Consider the following 22157-nt stretch of genomic DNA (forward strand, 5'->3'; position numbering starts at 1 on the left):
TCGGTGACGGCGGCGGAGACGAGGCGAGATGAGATGGCTGGGGCGGGTGCTGGGCGGTGGGAGCCGGCAGGTCCAGGAGGATCCGGTCCGGCAGGCGGCGCTGTCGGCCGAGGTGCGGCAGCGGTTCGGCACCCACCTGGCCGTCCGACCGGCCGACCAGGTGGCGGCGATCGTCGGCCTGCTCGACGACGGGGACGGCCTGGCGGTGGCGGCCGCGATCGTCGGTGAGTTCGCCGCCGCGGCCCACGCGGACCTGCTGGCGCAGACGGCGGAGCTGTACCGGCGTACCGGTCACCGGTTCCCGGTGGACCGGCGCAACTACCGGCCCCTGTGGCGGGAGGCCGGCGGGCGGCTGCACTGGCCGCTGTTCGCGCTGCCGGGCGGCCTGCACCCGTACGTGCACGTCGCCGCCGCCGCCACCGTGGTGGGGGCGCGGGCGTCGCAGCTGGTCCGGGCGACCGACCCGCATCCCCTGCTCGCCCACCTGTTCGAGGTGCTCGACCTCACCACCTGCGGCTGGGAGTACGGCCGGGTGCGGGTGGACCACGACGGGGCGTCACTGGTCGGTCGGCTGATCTCGACCACCCGGGACGTCCGGGCGGCGATGAAGGAGCCCCCGTCGCTGCCGCCGTCGGTGCGCGAACTCATGCGCACCAACCGGACGGTCGACGTCTTCGACCTCACCGGCGGCCGGGTCGTCGGCACCATCAACGTGGGCGGTGAGCTGCGACCGGCGCTGCTGACCTGACGCCGGGCCGACCGGCGGCCGACGCGGCTGCCGCCGGCCGGGTCCGCCGACCGCCGTCGACGCCCCGGTCCGGCGCACCGCCCACGACCGGGTCAGGCGAAGACCAGTTCCAGGTGGTGGTCGAGGACCGCCGTCGCCTGCTCCGGGGTGTACTGCCCGCCGAGCAGGTACATCCCCAGTCCCTCCACCAGCGCCAGCAACCCCGCCGCGGCGTCCGACGCTGCCCCTGCCCGGCCGGCGGGTGACGCCGGTGGACGCGGCAGCAGCCCGGCGACGAACTCCACCAGTTGCTCGGTGTCCGGCCGCAGGCCGGGAGCCGCCGCCGGGTGCAGGGCGGTCCAGGACAGGAACGCCAGCGCCACCCGGCCGTCCGCGCGGGCCGCCTCGTCCAGCGGCAGCAACGCCTCCAGCAGGGTGCGCAGCAGCAGTCGGGGCGCCGGGTCCGGGCCGAGCGCCGCGACCGCCGACTCGACCCGTGCCCGGCCCCGGTCGCGGACGACGGACAGGGCGAACGCCATCATCTCGTCCTTGGTGGTGAAGTAGTGCTGCACCATCCCGGCGGAGACCCCCGCCTCGGCGGCCACGTGCCGCAGGCTCACCGCCTCCAGGCCCCGGTCGGCGGCGACCCGCATGAGCGCGTCGGCGATCAGGGTGCGCCGCTGGCGGGGGTCGACCCTCTTGGGCATCGGGGTCCTACCGTCCCGTCGTCACGGTGCCGGCCGCACCGTCCACGGTGACCACCTGGCCGGTGACGATCCGCGAGGTGACGCCCGGCACGCTGATCACGGCCGGAATCCCGTACTCGCGGGCCACCGTGGGGCCGTGCGCCATGATCGCGCCGGTCTCGGTGACCAGGGCCGCGGCGGTCAGGAACAGCGGCGTCCAGCCCGGGTCGGTGGTGGCGGTCACGAGGATCTCCCCGGGTTCGAGGTACGCGGTGGCCGGGTCGGTGATCACCCGGGCCGGGCCGGTCACCCTACCCGTCGCCGCCCCCACGCCCCGCAGCAGTCCCTCCCCGTCGTCGCTGGCCGGCAGGGTGCTCTCCACGTCGGTCCCGTCGGAGAGGATCGCCACCGGCACCACCCGGCGGCGCAGTTCGCGCCGGTGCGTCGCCCGGCGTCGGGCGACCAGCCCGGTCAGGTCGGCGCCGTCGAGGGCCGCCTCGACCTCGTCGAGGGTGAGGAACATGACGTCGTCCGCCACCGGGAACAGCGTCGCCCCGATCAGCAGCAACTGCTCGCGGACGGCCTGGAGCCGGTACAGTCCGGCGAACTTCCCGGACTCCCGCAGTCCCGCCAGCCGCCGCGCCCGCCGCAGCAGGAAGACCGCGATCCGGCCCCGGACCGGGCGCTGCCGGACCGCCCGCGCGGCCAAGCTGTCGAGCGCGGCCCCGGCGGCTTCGGCGGCCTCGGCGAAACGCCGGTCGGGGGCCAGCGCGGGGTCGGTGAGCCGCAGGTAGTTCGCGATCGCCGCGAAGACCGGGGTGGGGTCCTCGGCCCAGCGCGGCACGCCGACGTCGGCCTCGGCCGCGGCCCGGTGGCCGTAGCGGGACAGGAAGGCGGACAGGTCGATCTCGGGCAGCCCGCCCCGGAGGTACCGGGCCGCCAGCTCGGCCGGTGGCGTGTCGAGGAGCAGCTCGCGGTGCGGCCGGGCGGCCGATGCCAGCGCCCAGAGCGCGAGGTCCATCTCGATGGTCACGTTGTGCGGGACGCCGCGCAGCACGGCGTGGATCTCGTCCTCGGTCGCGACCCCCTTGAGGAGCTGGGCGGGCAGGGCCGAGGCGAGCATGCCGGCCACGATCGGCCAGGTGAGGTCGTCGGCTGTCCCGTGGCCACCCTCGCCGTGGTCGCGGACGAACCGCAGCCGCTCGTGGGGCGTGTGGAGTTCCGGCGCCGTCGACTCGGCCCGGAGCCGGTCGACGGCGGCGACCAGCCGGTGCCGTGCCGCGTCCGGTCGGGCCAGCGCCCGCACGATGCCGCGCAGGGCGCGTACCGCCGTGCCCAGCGAGGCGTCCGCCGGGCGGCGGGACCTGCCGCCCGACGGCGCGAACCGTGGATCCCGCAGGACGTGCTCCATCACCGCCTGGGCGCGGGGCCCGAAGTCGACGGCCATCAGTCGGACGAGACGCCTGCGGCCGGCGGGCCGGCGGACCAGGTCGGTCAGGTCGCCGTAGAGCCGCCCGCCGATGTCCACGATCTCCACCCGCAGCCCGAGCGAGGCGACCATGGCGGCGATCATCCTGCTGAGCGTGGCCATGCCCATCGGGGTGACCGGGCGCAGCATCCCCTGCACGTTGCCGAACTCGACGTACACCCGCAGGTCGCCGGTCTGCGGCGGGAGCGGAAAGAGTGTCGTGACCGGCCGGGACTGGAGCAGCCACAGCGTCCCGTCGTGGTCGATCGCCCACTCGACGTCCTGCGGCCCGCCGAAGTGCGCCTGGATCCGCCGGCCGGCGGTCCACAGGTCGTCGTGCCAACCGGGGCCGGGTGCCGCTCCCCGCCGCGCACCGGCTGCTCCGGCCGGGCCGTCCTCCGGGTGGGCGGCACCGGTCAGCACGAGGTGGTTGGCGTCCGTGTGGCCGTCGACCACCCGGGTGCCCAGGCCCGTCCCGACGTCGACGAGCATCTCGGTGCGGTTGCCGGTGACCGGGTTCGCCGTGTAGAGCACGCCCGCCCGCACCGGGGTGACCATCCGTTGCACCACCACCGCCATCCGCGCGTCGGCGGGGTCGGTCCCGTGTGCCTTCCGGTAGGCCACCGCCCGGTCGCCGTGCAGCGACCTCCAGCAGGTGTCGATCGCCGCCACCAGGTCCGCCTCGCCCTCGACGTCCAGCACGGTGTCGTGCTGACCCGCGAAGCTGGCGTCCGGCAGGTCCTCGTCGGTCGCGCTCGACCGCACCGCCACCGGGCCGCCGCCCAGCCGCGCGTACGCCGCCCGGACCTCGTCCTGCGGCACCACCCCGGCCCCGTACGCCTCGGTGGTCACGCAGAATCCGTCCGGCACCCGCTCACCGGCGCGGATCAGCTCGCCGAGACCGGCCGCCTTGCCGCCGACCAGCGGGACCAGGCCGGCATGGGCCTCCGACAGGGGGAGCACCGACACCTGCGCCTCTTCTTTGCAATACGACTGCATTGCAAAGAAGGTACGCGGTTCGCAGTGCAACTGCAATGTGAAAAGTCGGAGACGGCCGTAGCCGGGTGGGACGCAGGGTGGCGGAGCTCAGCTCCGGGCCGGCACGACGACCGGCAGCCGGACGGTGAAGGTGCTGCCCCGACCCGGAACACTCTCGACGCCGATCGTGCCCCCGTGCGCCTCGGCGAGCTTGCGGGCGATCGACAGGCCCAGCCCGCTGCCGCCGGTGCTGCGGGTCCGGGAGTCGTCGGCCCGCCAGAACCGGTCGAAGATCTTCGCCTGGTCGGCGGGGGCGATGCCGGTGCCGGTGTCGGACACGGCGATGGTGAGCTGGTCGTCGCGCACCTCCAGGCGCACGGTGACCGACCCGCCGGCCGGGGTGTGCCGCACCGCGTTGGCGACGATGTTGCCGACGATCTGGCGCAGTCGGGCACCGTCGACGGCCATCTCCAGGTCGGCTCCCACCGAGGTGCCCAGCCGGACCCCGGCCGCCTCGGCAGCGCCCCGGTGCGCCTCGACGACCTGCTCCAGCAGGTCGGCCACGAAGTACGGCTCGCGGTGGATACGCAGGTCACCGGCGTCGGCGGCGGCCAGGTCACGCAGGTCGTCGATGATGTGCTGCAGCAGCAGCGCCTCGTCGAGCAGCAGGGTGAGCAGCTGCGTGTCGAGCTGCGCCAGGCCGTCCTGCGCGGCCTCCAGCCAGCTGCGCATGTTGGTCAACGGCGTGCGCAGCTCGTGCGCCACGTCGCTGACCATGCTGCGGCGCAGAGCCTCGGTCTGTTCCCGCCTTGCCGCAAGGTCGTTGAGCGCGGTGGCCAGCAGGCCGATCTCGTCGCGGGTGGTCACCGGCACCCGGGCCGGTTCGTCCATCGGCTGCCGGGTCGCGTCGGTGAGCGCCCGCAGCGGCCGGACCAGCCGCCGCCCGACCAGCACGGTGATCAGCACGGTGGCCACCAGCACCGCCCCGGTCACCTGGGCGATGCGGACCACGTTCGCCCGGGACAGGTTGAACACCGGCTCGGCGCCGCCCTGCGTCCCGTCGGTGACGAACAGCAGCGCCGGTGGCGCCACGTACGCCCGGAGCTGGGCCGTCCGGGCCTGCTGCAGGCAGCCGTCGATCTGCCGGTCGAAGCGGGTGTCGCGGCTCGGTGCCGCGGTCCGGTCGGCGCGGATGTCGACCCGGGGCGGCGCACCCAGCTCCCTGAGGCAGTTCCTGGTCAGGGTCTCCAGCTGGGCGATCCCGGCGACCTCGCTCGGCATCGGGCTCGTCAGCTCGTCGGGCAGGCAGAACCCGACGATGCCCCGGTCCTTCGGGTCGCTCACCTGCACCGAGGCGCGGCCGGCGGGATCCACCACCACCCGCGCGTCCGCCCGGGACTCGGCGCGCACGCAGCCGAGCTGCCGTTCGGCCATCTCCCGGGTGGTGTTGCTCTCCCGCTTGGTCAGCCGGTACGGCCCGACCGCGCGCGGATCGACCCGTTCGGTCCCGCCGGTCAGGCCGAGGTCGACCTGCAACGGGTCGACGGTCGCCGAGGGCCGGGCGGTCTGCAGCGACGGGCCGTCCGGCGCGGAGTCGGCGATCACCTGCCGGTCCGGGGTCATCAGGGTGATCCGCCGTTCGAGCCGGTCGGCCCGTTCGGCGAGCACCGTGTCGACCCCGGCCCAGTCCCGGTGGGTCGCCGCGTGGTCCAGCAGCGTGTCGTAGATGCTCTTGTCGTCGGCGAGCGAGCGGCCCTGCTCCTGCTGGATCGCCCGGGTGGTCGACTGCACGGCGAGCCAGGTCGTCGCCAGGATCGCGCAGACCGCGACCAGCAGCGAGGTGGCCAGCAGCCGCACCACCAGGCTGCGGTGCAGGGGAACCCGCTGCTGCCGGGTCACGACGCGCCGGCGCTGAGCTTGTAGCCGACGCCGTAGACGGTCAGCAGCTGCTGTGGTCGGCGCGGGTTCGCCTCGATCTTGCGGCGCAGGTTCATCACGTGCACGTCGATGGTGCGTCCGGTCGACTCCCGGTCGATGCCCCGGGTGTGTTCGAGGAGCTGGCCGCGGCTGAACACCCGACCGGGCTGCCGGATCATCGCGGCGAGGATGGCGAACTCGCCGGTCGTGCAGTCGACCGGGACGCCGCCCGCGGTGACCAGGCGGCGCGGCTCGTCGACGGTGAGCCGGCCGAGCCGGTGCACCGGCGACTCCTGCGGCACGGTCCGGACCCGGCGCAGCAGCGTCCGCACCCGGGCCACCAACTCGCGCGGACTGTACGGCTTGGTCATGTAGTCGTCGGCGCCCAGGTCCAGCCCCCGCAGCAGGTCGTCCTCGGCCGACCGGGCGGTCAGCATCAGCACCGGCACGTCCGACTCCTGGCGGATCATCCGGCAGACCTGCATGCCGTCCAGTTTCGGTAGCATCACGTCGAGCAGGAGGAGGTCGAACGGCTGCTGGCGGGCCTCGCGCAGGGCCGCCTCCCCGTCGGCCACGACGGTCGCCCGGTGACCGGCCGCGACAAGGTAGCGGCGCAGGGCCTCGGCCTGCCGCCGGTCGTCCTCCGCGAGCATCACGTGTGCGCACATGGTGGGGAATATAGAGCAGGTCAGAGGGCTCGCGAAGCCGGCGGAAGGCGGTGACACCGGGCTCCTCACTGTCGGTGCGCAGGTGGCCGGGCGGGTGGCGGGGACGCCCGGCGACCGGGAGAAAAAGGTCATGCCCCGCCCTGACCGGTTCCTGACAAACCGGTGCCACGATCGCCCCGGACGGTCGTCGGCGGCGTCGCCCGGGGAGGGCGACGCCGCCGGGCGGTGCGGCTACTTCCGCTTCGCGGCGACCTCGCGCTGGCACGCCGGGGAGTACTTCAACCCCTTGGAGATCGAGTCGGCGTCGTTGTTCCTGCCGCCGAAGGCCCAGCCCGTCCCGTCGGAGCCCACCTCGACGTACCGGACGCCCTTCTCCTTCAGGCACTTCACCACGTCGCGGGCGAAGTCCCTCGCCTCCGGGTTGGCCGGGTCCAGCTCCCACGGCGGCAGTGGCATCAGGTGCCCGCAGGCCTTGGCCGCCCCGCTGGTCCCGTCCGCGCCGGTGCCGTCGCTGCGCCGCCTGGTGATGTCGACGCCGTGCTCGGTCAGGCACTTCGTGTACGGCTTGAGGCGTTCCTTCTGGTCCTCCGGGGTGTCGTCGAGGCGTTCCCGTGGCCGCTCGTCCTGCGGCGTCGCCGCCGACGCGGTGGGGGTGGGCGCACCGGTCTGGAGGGTGGCCACCTCCGCCCCGCCGGTGCTGCCGGCGGCGGGTGGGGCCTCCTCGGCGGTCGAGCACCCGCTCACCAGCAGTACGCCGCTGCACAGCGCAGCCATCACTTGCTTCCTCATCGTCACGCCTCCGGTCAGCTCTGTGGCGATCCCGCCGGTGGCCAGCATCACCGTCGACTGTCAGGAAGCTGTTTGCCGGGCCGGGACTGCCCCACGGGTGGTCGTAAACGTCGGGGCCGGCTACGTCGGCCCCACCTTCGGCCGGCAGATCCCCAGCCCCGGCGAACTGGTCCCCGATGGGACGCCCACGCCCTGCACCCCGGCCCCGGGGCGGCCGCGATCCGCGCGGGGCCATTCGTGCCGGCCGATCCGGGTACGGTTCTCGATGCCCGGCCGGTACGCCCGGCGGGCGGCCCGTAGCCGGGTCGGCACCGGTCGGCCCGGCCGGCGACGGACCGTGGAGGGAGCGAGCGTGACGCAGCGCAGAGCACTGGTGGTACGCGGTGGCTGGGAGGGGCACCAGCCCGTCCGGGCGACGGAGCTGTTCCTGCCGTTCCTGGCGGACAACGGCTACTCCGTACGCGTCGAGGAGTCCACCGAGGTCTACGCCGACGCCGACGCGATGGCCGGCACCGACCTCGTCGTGCAGTGCATGACGATGGCCGAGATCACCGCCGATCAGGTCGCCGGCCTGAGCGCGGCGGTCGTCGCCGGCACGGGCCTGACCGGCTGGCACGGCGGCATCGTGGACGCCTTCCGCGCCTCGTCGGACTACCTGCACCTGGTGGGCGGGCAGTTCGCGACCCACCCGGGGCGGGAGCCCTGCGAGCGGCGCGGCGGCGAGGAGGACAACTTCCTGCCGCACACGGTGACGGTCACCGACCTCGGCCGGGAGCACCCGGTCACCGCCGGGATCGCCGACATCGAGCTGGTCACCGAGCAGTACTGGGTGCTGCACGACGACCTGATCGACGTGCTGGCCACCACCGTCCACCCGACCCGCGACTGGCACCCCTGGCACCGGCCGGTCACCTCGCCGGCGATCTGGACCCGGCGGTGGGGCGCCGGTCGGGTCGTCGTGACGACCCCCGGGCACAGCCTCGACGTGCTGGAGCACCCGTCCGTGCGGACCGTCATCGAGAGGGGCATGCTGTGGGCGACCCGCACGGCGTCGGCATCGTAGGGCTCGGCGTCATCTCCCGCGCCTACCTGGACACCCTGGCCCACCACCCCGGGCTGCGCGTCGTCGCGGTGGCCGACCTGGACGCCGCCCGGTCGGCCGCGGCCGCCGCCACCCTTCCCGACGCCGAGGCGGTGAGCGTCGCGGAGCTGCTCGCCCACCCGGACGTGCAGACGGTGCTCAACCTGACCATCCCCGCCGCACACACCGAGATCGCCCTCGGCGCGATCGACGCGGGCAAGCACGTGTACGGCGAGAAGCCGCTCGCCGTGGCGTTCCCGGACGCTCAGATGATCATGAATCGGGCCGGCTCGGCCGGGGTCCGGGTCGGCTGCGCGCCGGACACCGTCCTGGGCACCGGGACGCAGACGGCCCGCGCGGCGGTCGACGGTGGACTGATCGGGCGTCCACTGGCCGCGTCGGCGGTCATGGTCACCCCCGGGCACGAGGCCTGGCACCCCCACCCCGACTTCTACTACGCCCCGGGCGGCGGGCCGCTGCTCGACATGGGGCCGTACTACGTCTCGGCGCTGGTCCACCTGCTCGGGCCGGTGCGGACGGTGACCGCGGCGGCCAGCCGGCTGCGCCCCGAGCGGGTCATCGGCAGCGGCCCGCGCCTCGGGCAACGCATCCCGGTGCGGGTGGACACCCACGTCAGCGGCGTGCTCGAACACGCCAGTGGCGTGCTGTCCACCATCACCACGAGCTTCGACGGGGTCACCACCACGGCCGCGCCGATCGAGGTGCACGGGGAGACCGGCACCCTCGCCGTGCCCGACCCGAACTACTTCGACGGCGAGGTCCGGCTCTGGCCGCTCGGCGGCGACGGATGGCGGGCGCTCCCGGCGACGGCGGGTTACCGGGAGGGCGCCCGGGGCCTCGGGTTGATCGACGCGGTACGGGCCGAGAGTGGGCGGACCCCGCGGGCGGGCGGTGACCTGGCGTTGCACGTACTCGACACGATGACCGCCCTGCTGCGGGCGGCGGACGAGGGCCGGCGGATCACCCTGACCACGACGGTGCGGCGACCCGACCCGGTGCCGCTCACCCCGGCCGGGGACTGGCAGGGCCGCTGAACGGACGGCTGCCGGTCCCCGGGCCGCCGGGAGCCCCGGTGCCACCCCGGGCCGGTGTGACGGCCCGGAGTGGTGTGACGGCCCGGGGCGGCGGAGTGGCCCGGGGTGGTCAGTCGGTCGCCCCGGCCAGCTCCCTGGTCAGGCAGACCGTGCCGTCCGGGCTGTCCGGTTCCACCGTCCGGTAGCCCGCGCTCCGATAGAGGTCGATGTTGCGCAGGCTCCGGGTGCCGGTGAAGAGCAGGATCCGGCGGCACTGCGGCCCGGCGGCGGCCTCGGCGGCCTGCAGCAACCACCGGCCCAGGCCCCGGCCGCGCAGGTCGGGCACGACGGCGAGCCGGCCAACGTGGCAGTCGGTGCCGTCGGTGCGGGTCCGCACCATGCCCAGCAGTCGGCCGTCCCGCCAGACGCCGGTGGTGTGCCAGCTGGCCAGCCACTCCCGCACCTCCTGCGGCGACTCGTGCAGCGGCGCGATGGCCAGCGTGTCGTTGGCCACCGCCTCCTCGGTCCAGCAGCACCGTTGCAGCACGGTGACCTCGGGTGCGTCGTGCGGGGTCAGCCGTCGCGCGTAGGAGCCCGGCAGGGGGCCGGGCACGCTGTCGGCCTGCCCGCGCTCGCGCATCGGCCGCAGGGCGTGGGCGAGCCGGACCAGCTCGTCCAGCAGGTTGGTGGCCGCCGCGTCCCGGCCGGCGTCCGGCCGCAGCCGACCGTCCACCACCGCGTCGCCGATGCCGATGGCGACCGTGGCGCCCGTCGGGACCAGGCGCAGCGTCGTCACCACCTGCTTGGCGTGTGCCACCGCCCGGGTGCCGGCCGCGGTGTAGCCGTAACTGACGAAGCCGATCGGCTTCCACGCCCACTCGCTGCCGAGGTAGTCCAACGCGTTCTTCAGGGTCGCCGGCATCGCGTGGTTGTACTCCGGGGTGACCGCGATGAAGCCGTCCGCCGCAGCGACCGTCGCACTCCACCGGCGGGTGTGCTCGTGCCGGTAGACGCCCGAGGACGGCGACTCCTCCTCATCGAGGAACGGCAGGTCCAGGTCACCGAGGGCCACCGGGACCACCTCGACAGCGAGGTCGGCGGCCCGGGCGGAGACCGCGTCGACCAGCCACCGCCCCACCAGGGGGCCGAGCGCGCCGGGGCGGGTGCTGCAGGTCAGCGCCAGAATGCGAAGCGATCTCGTTGACATGGAAACGAAGGCTAGATGCTAGGTTGATGACATGTCAACAAAGTCGGGGCCGCCCCGTTGGCTGGAGCCGGCCGAGGAGCGGGCCTGGCGGGCCTGGCGGCGGGCGATGGTCGCCGTCCAGGCCGGCACCGCGCGTGACCTGGCGGTGATCGGCCTCTCCGAAGCCGACTACGAGGTGCTGAGCACCCTGTCGGAGCAGCCCGCACAGACCAGCACGCTGGGCGACCAGGCCGACAAGATGGGTTGGTCGCGCAGCCGGCTGTCCCGGCACGCGAGCCGGATGGAGGCGCGCGGGCTGCTGCGCCGCGCACCGGATCCGGCCGACGGTAGGGGCTGCCTGCTCGTGCTGACCGCACCGGGTCTGGCCGCCCTCCAGGACGCCGCACCGGTCCACGTCGAGTCGGTACGGCGGCACCTCATCGACCGGCTGGCCCCTCGGGACCTCGCCGCCCTCGAACGGATCGCCGGGCGGCTGGAGCAGCCCCGCGCCGACGACGGTCCCGACCGGTCGCGCCCGTCCCCGGTGTGATCATCCTCCGCGCGGGACCGTCCACCGTGGACCCGGTGGGGGGTGGTCCGGCCCCGAGCCGGCCGACCAGCCCGGCCGCCCCCGCGCTAGATCGGGAAGCGGCCGTGCCGCCAGTGCCAGTGGCCGCCGGCCGTCAGGTGGTCGACGATCGCGCGTTGCAGCACGGTACGCCGGGGCAGCTGGTCGAGGGGCGTGCTGAGCGTACGGAAGGCGAACCGGCGTACCTCGACGTCGGCGTCCGGCCCGTCCTGCGCCACGTAGGGCTGCAACACGAACCGGCGCTGGAAACGGATGATGTTGGAGTCCTCGGGGAGGTAGTCGCGGAGCTGCGGATCGAGCAGCCAGGAACCGCAGGAGAAGGCGGTGTAGTGCTCGTCGGGGAAGTGCCGGGGGAAGAACTCCCGGGCCTCGTCCAGCGACGCGTCGACCGCCTCCGGGGTCAACGGCCCGGCGTCCGGGATGTGCAGGTCGATGGCCTCGCCACCGCGCTGGTGCTGGAGCCGGCCCAGCTCGTAGAGGCCGCCACGGGCGTGCAGGGTCAGCCAGCTCTGCATGACCGCCCAGCCCTCGCGGTCCATCCGGCGGTCGATCGCCAGGTTGCGGCCCAGGTCGGCGAGGGTCGTCCAGGAGACGGAGCCGGCGATGCCGTGCTCGCGGTGGAATTCGGTGACCACGTCGACCAGGGCGAGGAAGCCGTAGACGTAGAGGTGCCGCCAGGCGGGGCCCCGGTCACGGGGCAGCTCCGGGCCGGGCGACAGCCAGTCGTAACCGCCGAGGTCGGCCCGGACCAGGGCGGACGAACGGTCGAGCAGCCACCGGAGTTCCGGGGTCCACGACGGAGAGTCGGGATCGGGCCAGCCGGCCATGATCTCGGCGGCGTCGTCCGGGCGTACCGCGAGCCGGTCGAGGAGGGCCGGCGCGTCGGCCCTGGCGGGCAGCGGGGCGGACGGTCGGTCACCGGCGAGCCGGTGCATGCGCTCGACCTCCTCGACGGGCACCCCGAGCCGGGCGGCGATGTGCTCCAGGTCCACCGGCCGATCCTATCGGAGGCCGGTGACGCCGGTGCGTTCGTCGGTTGTCCGACGACTCAGGACTGGCCGGGTGTCCCCAGGGCGCGCTTGTCCGGCTTGCCGCTCGGCCCCACCGGCACCGCGGCGATCACCGCGACGGTCGTCGGGACGGCGGCCGCACCCAGGGCCGCCGCGACCCGGGCGCGCAGCCGTTCCGCGTCCGGCTCGTGACCGGCGGCCGGCACCACGTACGCGTGCACCGCCTCGCCGGTCACGTCGTCCGGGCGGCTGACGACGTACGCCTCGGCGACCGAGGGGTCGGCGGCGAGGACCCGTTCGATCGGGCCGGCGTACACCAGGTTGGCGTTGACGATGATCACGTCCCGGACCCGGCCGAACAGGTGCAGGTAGCCGTCGGCGTCCAGCCGGGCCAGGTCGCGGGTGCGTACCCAGCCGTCGGTGAACACGTCGGCCGTCTCGACCGGATCGGCCCAGTACGCGGTCGCCTGCGCCGGGGTCCGTACGTAGAGTTCGCCCTCGGCGGCGGGTCGGCCGTCGGCGTCGCGGATCGACAGGTCGACCACGGCCGGCGCCCGGCCCACCGAGGCCAGGGTGGCCGGGCGGGCCAGCAGCTCGGCCGGGGTCACCATCGCGATCATGCCGGTCTCGGTCTGGCCGTAGCCGTGGAACACCACCGGGCCGAGCACGTCGAGCGCCTCGGCGAGCCGGGAGGCGGTCAGCGGGGAGCCGGAGACGACGAGGGCGCGCAGGCTGCTCAGGTCGACCGGACGGGCACGCTGGTCGCGGACGAGCTGGTGCAGCTTGCCGACGGTGATCACGCTCGCGGTCGCCCGGTGCCGGGTGATCATGCCGGGGAAGCCCGGCGGGCGGGCGGCGACCAGGGTGCCGCCCGCGGCGAGGGTGAGGATGCCGTACTCCAGCATCACCTGGCTGCTCAGTGAGCCGAAGACCAGGTAGCGCCCCAGCCGGGGGGCGAGGGCGGCGATGGCCGGCGGCCACCGGTCCGGGTACGCCGCCCAGGCCGCGCTCATCGCCGCGTACGTCTGGGCGCAGCCCTTGGGGTTGCCGGTGCTGCCGCTGGTCCAGGTGATCCGGGCGATGTCGGTGGGCCGGCCGGCGGCGACCAGCGGGGTGCCGTCGTCGGGGGTGTCCACCAGCGCGGCGAGCCGGGCGTCGTCGACGAGCAACGCGTCGTCGCTGCCGAGCAGCCGCTCCAGGGGCGTCGGGGGCAGCTCGGGCCGGAGCCCGGACACCCGGGCGCCCACCGCGAACGCCGCGATGACGGCGGCGAACGCCTCCGGGGTGACGCCGAGCCGCAGCGCCACCCCGGTGCCCGGTCCGACGCCGGCGGCGCGCAGCCCGGACGCGATCCGCCGCACCAGGGCCCACATCCCGGTCGCGTCGACGATCCGGTCGCCGTCCTCGAACACCGGCCGGTCGCCGCCGGTGGCGAGCAGCCGCAGCACGGGCTGCGGCCAGACCTCACCACCGGCGGCGGCCCCGCCGGACGGCTCGCCGGCCGCCGCGCCGGACCCGGCCCGGCCGTCCCCCGCCGACTTCGGGACGGCCGGGCCGGGCAGCCCCGGTGCCCGTCGGGCCGGGCCGGCGCCGGCCGGCGGACGCCCGCCGACCGGCACCGGTGGACGCGCGGCCGGGCCGTGCTCAGCCGGCATCGGACGGCACGTCCCCGGCCTCGGCCAGCACGCCCTTGAGGAACAGCGCGAGGGGCTGCTGGTGCACCCCGGGGATGTTCCAGTCGTTCTCCAGGTTCTCGGCGAGGTGGTGCGTGGCGACGACCCGGCCGCCCCGGTGCACCCGGACGACGGGGTGCAGGTAGCTGGCGTCGTGGGCGTGAGCGGCGTCGTTCTCGGCGATCCGGGGAACGGTGATGTCGAACGGGTCGACATGGTCGTGGTCCGGGCCGTACTCCAAAGTGGTCACCAGCGCGAACGGTTCGGGGCCGAGGCCGCCGTCGTGCAGGTAGGCGACCGGGACCTCCTCGTGGTAGCGCGCGGTGCCCCCGGAGACGACGACGACGTCGCCGAGGACGCCGAACTGTTGCCACAGCGCCGAGGTCCGGTTGATCCGGGCGATGATCGCGTCGGTGATCGCCTCGGGGGTGGCGTCCAGCGGGGTGGACGGCCACGGTGTGCCGTGGTGCCGGGCGGCGAGGATCCGGTGCAGGGCGCGGACGCCGTACCGGAAGCCGTGGATGAAGCCGTTGGTGGAGCGCTTGAAGTCGCGCTGCTGGGTGAGGGTGCCGGCGAAGTACAGGCCGGGCACGTTCGCCGACTCGAAGCTGGAGGTCTGCTCGGGGAACCGGTCGTTGATGACCAGGTCGGGCCGGGCCGACGGGTCGAAGATGCCGGCGTCGAACCGGAAGCCGGTGCACAGGATGATCCGGTCGTAGTCGATCTGCCGGATCGACTCCCGGGTCCGGGCGTACCGGAAGTCGATCCGGTAGCCGCCGTCGTCGCGGCGGGCGATCCGTTCGACGGTGCCGTCGAGGACCGCGTTCTGCGACTTGAGCTGGTAGGTGTCGAGGAAGTTGTTGTTCACTGCGCGCAGGTGTCCGACGTAGTGGGTCTGCCAGGCCAGCCGGATCGAGTGCGGTCCGGCGACGTGGATGACGGCGGCGGTCTCGACCAGGGCGTCGGCGGTCTCGAAGGCCGAGTTGCCCTTGCCGATGATCAGGACCCGCTGGTTGGTGAAGTCGTCCGGGTCGACGCTGACGGTGTCGTAGCGTTCGGCGAGGTCGACGCCCTCGATCGGCGGGACGTAGAGCCGGGAGACGCCGGTGGCGACGACGACCCGGCGGGCGGTCAGCGTGTCGTCGCCGGTCTCGACGTGGAACAGGTCGCCCTCGCGGGCGATCCGGGTGACCCGGGTGTCGTACCGGACCCGCAGCCCCTGCGCGAAGGCGGCGAGGTAGCGCACCATGTCGTCGGCGTCGGGGAAGTAGCGTCGGCTGAAGTTGCCGAACAGCAGCGCCGGGTCGTCGGTGAGCAGCGAGTTCCAGTCGGAGCGCAGGTTGAACTCCGGATCGTCGGAACCGGTCCAGACCTTGTTGATCGAGATCAACTGACGGTGTCGTGGGTAGCGGCTGAAGAACGTGCCCGGTGCCGATCCGGCCTCCAGCACCAGATGCTCGCGGCCGTCGCGCTCCAGCAGGGCGGCGAGCTGGAGCCCGGCCGGTCCGGCTCCGATGATCAGGTAGTCGAGCGTCATGCGGCGCACCGTATCGGCCCGATTTCAGAGCGTTCTGAGATTTCGTCTCTAGGGTCCGGTCGCATGACGACAGAGGTAGACCTCGCGGCCCCGCTGCGGATCGCCGACCTGAGCGCCGCCCGCGACCCGGTCCGGGTCGTGGTCGGGCCGCAGGTCCGCGACCGGGTCACGCACACCCGTGTCTTCCTGTCCGAGGTGCTCGGTGAGGACCGCGCGGTGTACGGCAGCACTACCGGCTTCGGCGCCCTGGTCGGGTACGCCGGCCGCGCCGACCTGCGCGACCAGGCCGACAACACCCTCGCCCACCTCGGCGCGGGCCACGGTCCGGACCTCGCCCCCGAGATCGTGCGCGCGACCGTGCTGGTGCGGGCCTGGTCGCTGGCCCAGGGCGCGTCGGGGGTGTCCCCGCACGTCGTCGACGCGTTGGCGGCGATGCTCGGCACCACCTTCGTGCCGGCGGTGCCGAGGTGGGGCTCGGTCGGCGCGAGTGGCGACCTGATCCCGCTGGGCGCGGCGGCCCAGGCGCTGCGCGGTCGCGGTCACGCCTACCTCGACGGGGTGCGCCTGCCGGCGGCCGAGGCGCTGGCGCGGGCGGGCCTGGAGCCGTTGCCGTTGGACGGTCGGGACGCCCTGGCCCTGGTCAACGGCACCTCGTTGACGACCGCGGCGACGGCGCTGGCGTTGTCCGCCGTCCGGGCCGTGCACCGGGCACAGCAGGTGCTCACCTGCCTGCTCGCCGACCTGCTCGGCGCGGACCCGCAGTTCCTCGACGCCCGGCTGCTGCGGGCCTACGGCCACCCGGGCGCGATCGACGTGGGCGCGGGTATGCGGCGGGTCAGCGACGGGCTCGTGCCGTCCGGCAAGCGCCCCCTGCAGGAGCCGTACAGCATCCGGTGCGCCCCGCAGCTGCTCGGCGCGGCCGAGGACGCGTTGCGCCACGTCGACGCCGTGGTCGCCGCCGACCTGGGCAGCGTCAGCGACAACCCGCTGTTCTTCCCGGACGAGGACCTCGTGGTGCACGGCGGCAACTTCTTCGGGCAGCCGGCCGCGTTCGCCGCCGACCTGCTGTCGATGGTGGTGGCCCAGCTGGGCAACCTCGCCGAACGGCAGCTCGACCTGCTGGTCGACCCGCACCGCAACGGTGGCCTGCCGCCGATGCTGGCCGCCGGCCCGGGGCAGCAGCACGGGCTGCAGGGGGTGCAGTTGGCCTCGACCGCGCTGGTCGCCGAGATCCGCCGGGACGCCATGCCGGCGAGCATGCAGAGCCTGCCGACCAACCTGCACAACCAGGACGTCATCCCGCTCGGCACCCAGGCCGCCCTGCGGGTCTTCGACCAGGCCGGGCTGCTCCGGCTGATCGTCGGCTCGCTGGCACTGGGGCTGCGGCAGGCCGCGTACGTGGGGGCGCGGACGCCGACCGCGCCGGGCTGCGGCGAGGCGCTGGCGGCGCTGGCCGCGGCGATCCCGCCGGTCGACCCGGACCGCCCGTTGGACAGCGACGTCCGGCGGGCCGCCGACGTCGTGGACGAACTCGGACTCCCGCTGACCTCTCTCACCCTGGATGGCCGTCGTGACGCTTGACTACCTGATCATCGGAGCCGGACCTGCCGGCCTGCAACTGGCCGCGCTGCTCGAGGCCGACGGCCGGCGCGACTACCTGGTGCTGGAGGGTGCGGACATCCCCGGCGCGTTCTTCGCCACCTATCCCCGGCACCGGCAGCTCATCTCCATCAACAAGCCGCACACCGGCTCCGACGATCCGGAGCTGAACCTGCGGCTGGACTGGAACTCGCTGCTCACCGACGACCCGGCGCTGCGGTTCACCACGTACACCGAGCGGTACTTCCCGGACGCCGACGTGATGGTCCGTTACCTGGCCGACTTCGCCGCCAAGACCGGGGTGAAGGTGCGCTACGGCGCGCGGGTGACCTCGGTGTCCAAGGTGGACGGGATCTTCGAGGTGCACGCGGGGGAGACCTTCCGGGCCCGCCGGGTGGTGGTCGCCACCGGGGTGTCCCGGCCGTACCTGCCGGACATCCCGGGGTTGGAGCTGGCCGAGCGGTACGCGGACATGCCCGTCGACCCGCGCGACTACCTCGACCAGAAGGTGCTGATCATCGGCAAGGGCAACTCGGCGTTCGAGACCGCGGACAGCCTGATGGAGACCACCACGCTGATCCACCTGGCCGGGCCGAGTTCGGTGCGGATGGCCTGGCGGACCCACTACGTCGGGCACCTGCGCGCGGTGAACAACAACTTCCTCGACACCTACCAGCTCAAGTCGGCCAACGCGATCCTGGACGGCACCGTCCGGCGGATCACCCGCGACGACGACGGCTACACGGTGAGCTTCGCGTTCTCCCGGGCCGACGAGGTGGTCAAGGAGCTGCGCTACGACCGGGTGCTGGTCTGCACCGGGTTCGCCTTCGACCCGTCGATCTTCGACGACTCCTGCCGGCCGGAGCTGGCGATCCGGGACCGGTTCCCGGCGCAGACCGCGCAGTGGGAGTCGGTGAACGTGCCCGACCTGTTCTTCGCCGGCACCATCACCCAGGAACGGGACTTCAAGCGTTCGACCAACGGCTTCATCCACGGCTTCCGCTACGCCGTCCGGAGCCTGCACCGGATCCTGGAACGCCGGTACGGGGACACGCCGTGGCCGGCGGAGAAGCTGGACGCGACCGGGGCGGCGATCACCGACGCGATCATCGCCCGGGTCAACCGCACCTCCGCGCTGTGGCAGCAGTTCGACGTCCTCGCCGACGTGGTCACCGTCGCCGGCACCGACGCGCGCTACCACGAGGAGGTGCCGGTGGCGTACTTCGCCGGCACCGGCCTGCGCACCGCCGACCACGACTACTCCGACGCCTTCGTGGTCACCCTGGAGTACGGCCCGGAGCACGACCAGGTGGACCCGTTCGACGTCACGGTCCGCCGGGTGGCCCAGGACGTCGTCGGCCAGGCGCACGACGCCGCGTACCTGCACCCGGTGGTCCGCCACCACCGGGCGGGGCAGGTCGTCGCGACGCACCACCTGGCGGAGAACCTGGAGAACCGCTGGGACCGGCCGGACGTGCACGTGACGCCGTTGGCCGCGTTCGTCGACCGTTGCCTGCGCCGTGTCGGGGACTGACGTGCTGGCCGTCGACGGGCTCGGGCTGAACCTGGCCGAGGTGGCCACCGCCGCCCGCCGTCGGCTGGATCCGGTGCACTGGGACTTCTTCGCGGGTGGGGCGGGGGACGAACGGACCCTGCGGGCCAACGAGGCGGCCTTCGCCCGGCGCTGGCTGCGGCCCCGGGTGCTGCGCGGCCCCGGCGAGCGTGACCTGCGGCTCTCGCTGTTCGGCAGCCCGGTCAGCATGCCGGTGCTGGTGGCGCCGACCGCGTTCCACCGGCTGGCCCATCCCGAGGGCGAGGTGGCCACCGCCCGCGCGGCCGCCGACGCCGGCACGGTCATGGTGGTGAGCATGGCGGCCACCCGGCCGGTCGAGGAGATCGCGGCGGCCGGCGGGCCGCTGTGGTTCCAGCTCTACCCGCACGCGGACCTGGAGTTCACCGCGACCGTGGTACGGCGGGCGGTGGCCGCCGGCTGCCGGGCGCTGGTCGTCACGGTCGACTCGCCGGTGTTCGGCCGGCGCGAGCGCGACCTGCGGCACGGTTTCGTCGACCTGCCGCCCGGCCTGGTCTGCGAGAACATGCGGGACGCGGGCGGGCGGGTCCGGGACGTCGAGATGAACGCCCGGGTGGGCTGGGAGCTGATCGAGGTGCTGCGCGGGCTCACCTCGCTGCCGATCCTGCTCAAGGGGGTGCTCCACCCGGCCGACGCCCGGCTCGCCGTCGAGCACGGGGTGGACGGCGTGCTGGTCTCCAACCACGGCGGCCGGCAGCTCGACGGGGCGCTGGCCACCCTGGACGCTTTGCCGGGCGTCGTGGCGGCCGTCGGCGGGCGGATACCGGTGCTGGTCGACGGCGGCCTGCGGCGGGGGGCCGACGTGCTGGTGGCGCTGGCCCTCGGCGCGACGGCCGTGCTGCTCGGCCGTCCGGTGCTCTGGGGGCTCGCGGCGGGCGGCGCGGCCGGGGTGCGGCACGTGCTCGACCTGGTGCGCGCCGATCTCGACCGGGCGTTGGCGCTGGTCGGCGTCGCACGGCCGGGTGACCTCGACGCCGATCTCGTCACCACCGGAGCCCCGGGGTGAGCGCGCCGGTGGTGGTGGGCGTGCTGGTCGCGCTCGGGGTGGTCGGCACCCTGCCGCGCTGGCTGCCGGCCACGGTGGTGCGGCTGCGGCAGTGGGTCTTCGCCAAGGTCAACGGCGGTGAGGGCATCCCGGTGCCCGGCCCGCTCGTCGACGTCGACCACTTCGAGCGGGTCTACGCGGACCCGGCGGCCGACGGGCGCAGCCGGGGCGCCGGCCTGTCCGACCTGTTCTGGTACTGGCTCTCACCCGGCCCGCACATGCACCAGGAGCACCTGGAACCGGGGGAGCGCTACCGGGCGGTGGCGGCGGTGACCCGGCGGGTGCTCGCGGTGCGTCCGCAGCGTGCCGACGCGCTCGCCACCGCGGCCACCCGTCGGGTGCTCGACGAGTTGCCGGCCGGGCGGATCCACCATGTCCGGCTGCGGGACCTGATGATGCCGGTCTGGGCGGAGGTCTTCCACGAGCTGATCTTCGACGAGGAGTGCCCGCCGGAGGTCCGGGCGCTGATCGTCACCAACGCCACCGACGTGGCCGCCGCCCTGAAGTGCACCGGCCTGCGGCACCTGGACCGGCGGTACCCGCTGACCCGCTACCTGCGCGGGCGGGTCGAGGCGGGTACCTGCCCGGTGACCCTGCCGGCGCCGTTCACCGCCGAGGAGACGGCCTGGTACCTGCACGGCGCGTTCGGCACCACCGCCGTGGTGCAGATGGCCGAGGCGATGGCGCACGTACTGCTGTCGCTGGCCACCCGTCCGGACCTCCAGCGCGGCCTCGACGACGACGCGTTGGACCGGGTGATCGACGAGACGCTGCGGGTGCATCCCCTCTTCGGCGTCGCCCACCGGATCACGTCCGCGCCGATCGTTCTGCCGACCGGGGCGACCCTGCCCACCGGCTCGGTGCTGCTCTTCGACTACCTGGCCTTCCACCGCAGCGGACCGGCCGCCGACGACCGGTTCGACCCGGACCGGTGGCGGACGCTGCGGCACCGCGACGCCCACTTCATCCCGTACGGCGTCACCGCGAACCGGGCCTGCCCGGCGCGCGGGGTCGCGCCGGTGATGTTGCGCGCCGCCACCCGCGAGGTGCTGCGCCGGTACGCCCTGGCGTCCTCGGTCGCCCACAGCCGGTCGCTGCCCAGCCGGGGACCGGCGTACCTGACCCCGGCCGGGGTGGCCGGCCCGGGGCGGCTCCGGCTGGCCGCGATGCGGTCCCGGGACCGCTGGGCTGACGTGGGGCGCGGCATCCGGCAACTCGTGCTCGGCGCGTGGATGGTCGTCGACGCCCGACGGCAACGCTTGTGCACCAACTACTTCGAGGAGGCGGTCCGGTGACCCCGACCCAGTTGGCACCGCGGTTCTTCATCGCGGTCGCGGTGATCCTGATCTTCTGCAAGGCGGTGGCCTGGCTGCTCGGCCGGGTGGGGCAGCCCGCCGTGGTCAGCGAGATGCTCGCCGGCGTGCTGCTCGGCCCGTCGCTGCTCGGCCTGGTCCTGCCGGACGTCAAGGACGCCCTGTTCCCGACCGCCCTGCTGCCGGTGCTCTACGTGGTGGGTCAGGTCGGTCTGGTGCTGTTCATGTTCCAGGCCGGGTACGCGTTCGGCGCCCACCGGGTCACCGGACTCGCCGGCACCGCGGGGCTGGTGTCGCTGGCCGGGGTGACCGCGCCGCTCGTGCTCGGGGTGGCGCTGGTGCTGGTGACCGCGGACGCGGTGCCGATGCGGGCCGACGGGACGTCGCTCGGGGTCTCGGCGGCGTTCGTCGGCGTCGCGCTGGCCATCACCGCCTTTCCCATGCTGGCCCGGATCATCACCGAACGCGGGCACGCCGGCACCCGGCACGGCACCCTGTCGCTGGCCAGCGGCGCGCTCGACGACATGGTCGCCTGGATCATGCTGGCCGTGGTGCTGGCCTTCGCCTCCGGCCGGGCCGGACCGGCGATCGTCACCGCCGGTGGGGCGATCCTGTTCGGGCTGGTGCTCTGGTTCGTCGGGCGTCGGGTGACCACCGCGCTGATGACCAGCCCCCGCCTCAACGACAACGCCCGGGTGCTCGGCACGGTGGCCCTGCTCTTCCTGGTCGCCTGGTACACCGACGAGATCGGCCTGTACGCGGTCTTCGGCGCGTTCGCGGTCGGGGTGGTGATGCCGCACAGCGCGAACACCGACCGGGTGGTGGATACCCTCACCCCGGTCGCCGCGACGGTCTTCCTGCCGCTGTTCTTCACCTACTCGGGGCTGCGGACGGAGTTCGGGCTGCTCGGCAGCGCGCCGGTGCTGCTCTTCGCGCTGGCCTGCGTGACCGCGGCGATCGTCGGCAAGTTCGGCGCCTGCTGGGCGGCGGCGCGGGTGCGGGGTGAGTCGCAGGGTGTCGCGCTGCGGGTGGGCGCGTTGATGAACGCCCGGGGTCTGATGCAGCTCATCGCGCTCAACGTCGGGCTGGAGGCGGGCATCGTGAACGCGTCGCTGTTCACCGTGCTGGTGGTGGTGGCGCTGGTCACGACGATGATGACGACGCCGTTGCTGAGTCTTATCGAGCGACGGGAGGCCCGGGGGCGCGACGCGGTCCAGCCGCCGGCGCTCGCGGTGGCGAAATGACAAAGAGATAGCTATCTCTATT

General features: G+C 74.1%; 18 protein-coding genes. 9 read left to right on the forward strand and 9 right to left on the reverse strand.

What is annotated here, in order from left to right:
- Positions 1–28: 28 nt before the first annotated feature.
- On the forward strand, positions 29–748 hold the full coding sequence (locus tag O7612_RS12460) for a hypothetical protein (RefSeq protein ID WP_282273282.1): 720 nt from the start codon (positions 29–31) through the stop codon (positions 746–748).
- A gap of 92 nt (positions 749–840) precedes the next feature.
- On the opposite strand, the gene O7612_RS12465 is transcribed toward O7612_RS12460, so the two are convergent.
- From O7612_RS12465 to O7612_RS12485, 5 genes are all read right to left on the reverse strand, one after another.
- Positions 841–1434 carry a TetR/AcrR family transcriptional regulator gene (locus O7612_RS12465; protein WP_282273285.1) on the reverse strand — a complete coding sequence of 198 codons (594 nt, stop codon included), beginning with the start codon at positions 1432–1434 and terminating at the stop codon, positions 841–843.
- A 7-nt stretch (positions 1435–1441) separates the two neighbouring features.
- A complete protein-coding gene (locus O7612_RS12470) occupies positions 1442–3880 on the reverse strand; it encodes a PEP/pyruvate-binding domain-containing protein (RefSeq protein ID WP_282273287.1) in 2439 nt (812 codons plus the stop codon).
- Between the two features lie 87 nt (positions 3881–3967).
- Complete coding sequence (locus O7612_RS12475; protein ID WP_282273288.1) at positions 3968–5758, reverse strand: HAMP domain-containing sensor histidine kinase; 1791 nt, start codon at positions 5756–5758, stop codon at positions 3968–3970.
- Positions 5755–6444: a response regulator transcription factor gene (locus O7612_RS12480; RefSeq protein ID WP_282273290.1), complete on the reverse strand. Its 690-nt coding sequence runs from the start codon at positions 6442–6444 to the stop codon at positions 5755–5757. Before O7612_RS12480 ends, O7612_RS12475 begins: the two co-directional genes overlap by 4 nt.
- A gap of 231 nt (positions 6445–6675) precedes the next feature.
- Entirely contained in the window at positions 6676–7233 is a 558-nt protein-coding gene (locus O7612_RS12485; RefSeq protein ID WP_282273292.1) for a hypothetical protein, read from the reverse strand.
- A 352-nt stretch (positions 7234–7585) separates the two neighbouring features.
- Here O7612_RS12485 and O7612_RS12490 point away from each other — a divergent pair, with 352 nt between their 5' ends.
- Both O7612_RS12490 and O7612_RS12495 read left to right on the forward strand, forming a co-directional pair.
- On the forward strand, positions 7586–8296 hold the full coding sequence (locus O7612_RS12490; protein ID WP_282273294.1) for a ThuA domain-containing protein: 711 nt from the start codon (positions 7586–7588) through the stop codon (positions 8294–8296).
- On the forward strand, positions 8266–9369 hold the full coding sequence (locus O7612_RS12495) for a Gfo/Idh/MocA family oxidoreductase (RefSeq protein WP_282273295.1): 1104 nt from the start codon (positions 8266–8268) through the stop codon (positions 9367–9369). The genes O7612_RS12490 and O7612_RS12495 overlap by 31 nt, the downstream gene beginning before the upstream one ends.
- Before the next feature lie 109 nt (positions 9370–9478).
- Here the strand turns inward: O7612_RS12495 and O7612_RS12500 are convergent, their stop codons facing one another.
- Entirely contained in the window at positions 9479–10555 is a 1077-nt protein-coding gene (locus O7612_RS12500) for a bifunctional NAD(P)H-dependent oxidoreductase/GNAT family N-acetyltransferase (RefSeq protein ID WP_282273296.1), read from the reverse strand.
- A gap of 31 nt (positions 10556–10586) precedes the next feature.
- Here O7612_RS12500 and O7612_RS12505 point away from each other — a divergent pair, with 31 nt between their 5' ends.
- The gene (locus tag O7612_RS12505; RefSeq protein WP_282273297.1) at positions 10587–11084 is read left to right on the forward strand and encodes a MarR family winged helix-turn-helix transcriptional regulator; all 498 of its coding nucleotides are present in this window, start codon (positions 10587–10589) and stop codon (positions 11082–11084) included.
- An 86-nt stretch (positions 11085–11170) separates the two neighbouring features.
- Here O7612_RS12505 and O7612_RS12510 read toward each other — a convergent pair whose 3' ends face one another.
- From O7612_RS12510 to O7612_RS12520, 3 genes are read right to left on the reverse strand one after another with little or no spacing between them, the layout of a single operon-like run.
- Entirely contained in the window at positions 11171–12115 is a 945-nt protein-coding gene (locus O7612_RS12510; RefSeq protein ID WP_282273298.1) for an acyltransferase domain-containing protein, read from the reverse strand.
- A gap of 56 nt (positions 12116–12171) precedes the next feature.
- Positions 12172–13788, reverse strand: a complete 1617-nt coding sequence (locus O7612_RS12515; RefSeq protein WP_282273299.1) for a fatty acid--CoA ligase family protein — start codon at positions 13786–13788, stop codon at positions 12172–12174.
- On the reverse strand, positions 13778–15343 hold the full coding sequence (locus O7612_RS12520; protein ID WP_282273300.1) for an NAD(P)-binding domain-containing protein: 1566 nt from the start codon (positions 15341–15343) through the stop codon (positions 13778–13780). The genes O7612_RS12515 and O7612_RS12520 overlap by 11 nt, the downstream gene beginning before the upstream one ends.
- Before the next feature lie 63 nt (positions 15344–15406).
- Here O7612_RS12520 and O7612_RS12525 point away from each other — a divergent pair, with 63 nt between their 5' ends.
- The 5 genes from O7612_RS12525 to O7612_RS12545 are packed head-to-tail and all read left to right on the forward strand — an operon-like array spanning position 15407 to position 22135.
- Positions 15407–16924, forward strand: a complete 1518-nt coding sequence (locus O7612_RS12525) for an aromatic amino acid ammonia-lyase (protein ID WP_282273301.1) — start codon at positions 15407–15409, stop codon at positions 16922–16924.
- Entirely contained in the window at positions 16905–18476 is a 1572-nt protein-coding gene (locus tag O7612_RS12530) for an NAD(P)-binding domain-containing protein (RefSeq protein ID WP_348774287.1), read from the forward strand. Before O7612_RS12525 ends, O7612_RS12530 begins: the two co-directional genes overlap by 20 nt.
- Positions 18463–19539, forward strand: coding sequence for an alpha-hydroxy acid oxidase (locus O7612_RS12535; RefSeq protein ID WP_282273303.1), 1077 nt, complete (start codon positions 18463–18465; stop codon positions 19537–19539). Before O7612_RS12530 ends, O7612_RS12535 begins: the two co-directional genes overlap by 14 nt.
- Positions 19536–20873, forward strand: a complete 1338-nt coding sequence (locus O7612_RS12540; protein ID WP_282273304.1) for a cytochrome P450 — start codon at positions 19536–19538, stop codon at positions 20871–20873. Before O7612_RS12535 ends, O7612_RS12540 begins: the two co-directional genes overlap by 4 nt.
- Positions 20870–22135 (forward strand): cation:proton antiporter, encoded by a 1266-nt coding sequence (locus tag O7612_RS12545; RefSeq protein WP_282273305.1) that lies wholly within the window; start codon positions 20870–20872, stop codon positions 22133–22135. The genes O7612_RS12540 and O7612_RS12545 overlap by 4 nt, the downstream gene beginning before the upstream one ends.
- Positions 22136–22157: the final 22 nt, after the last annotated feature.

Origin of the sequence: Micromonospora sp. WMMD987, from assembly GCF_029581435.1 — a bacterium.
In the GTDB taxonomy this organism is placed as follows: domain Bacteria; phylum Actinomycetota; class Actinomycetes; order Mycobacteriales; family Micromonosporaceae; genus Micromonospora; species Micromonospora rifamycinica.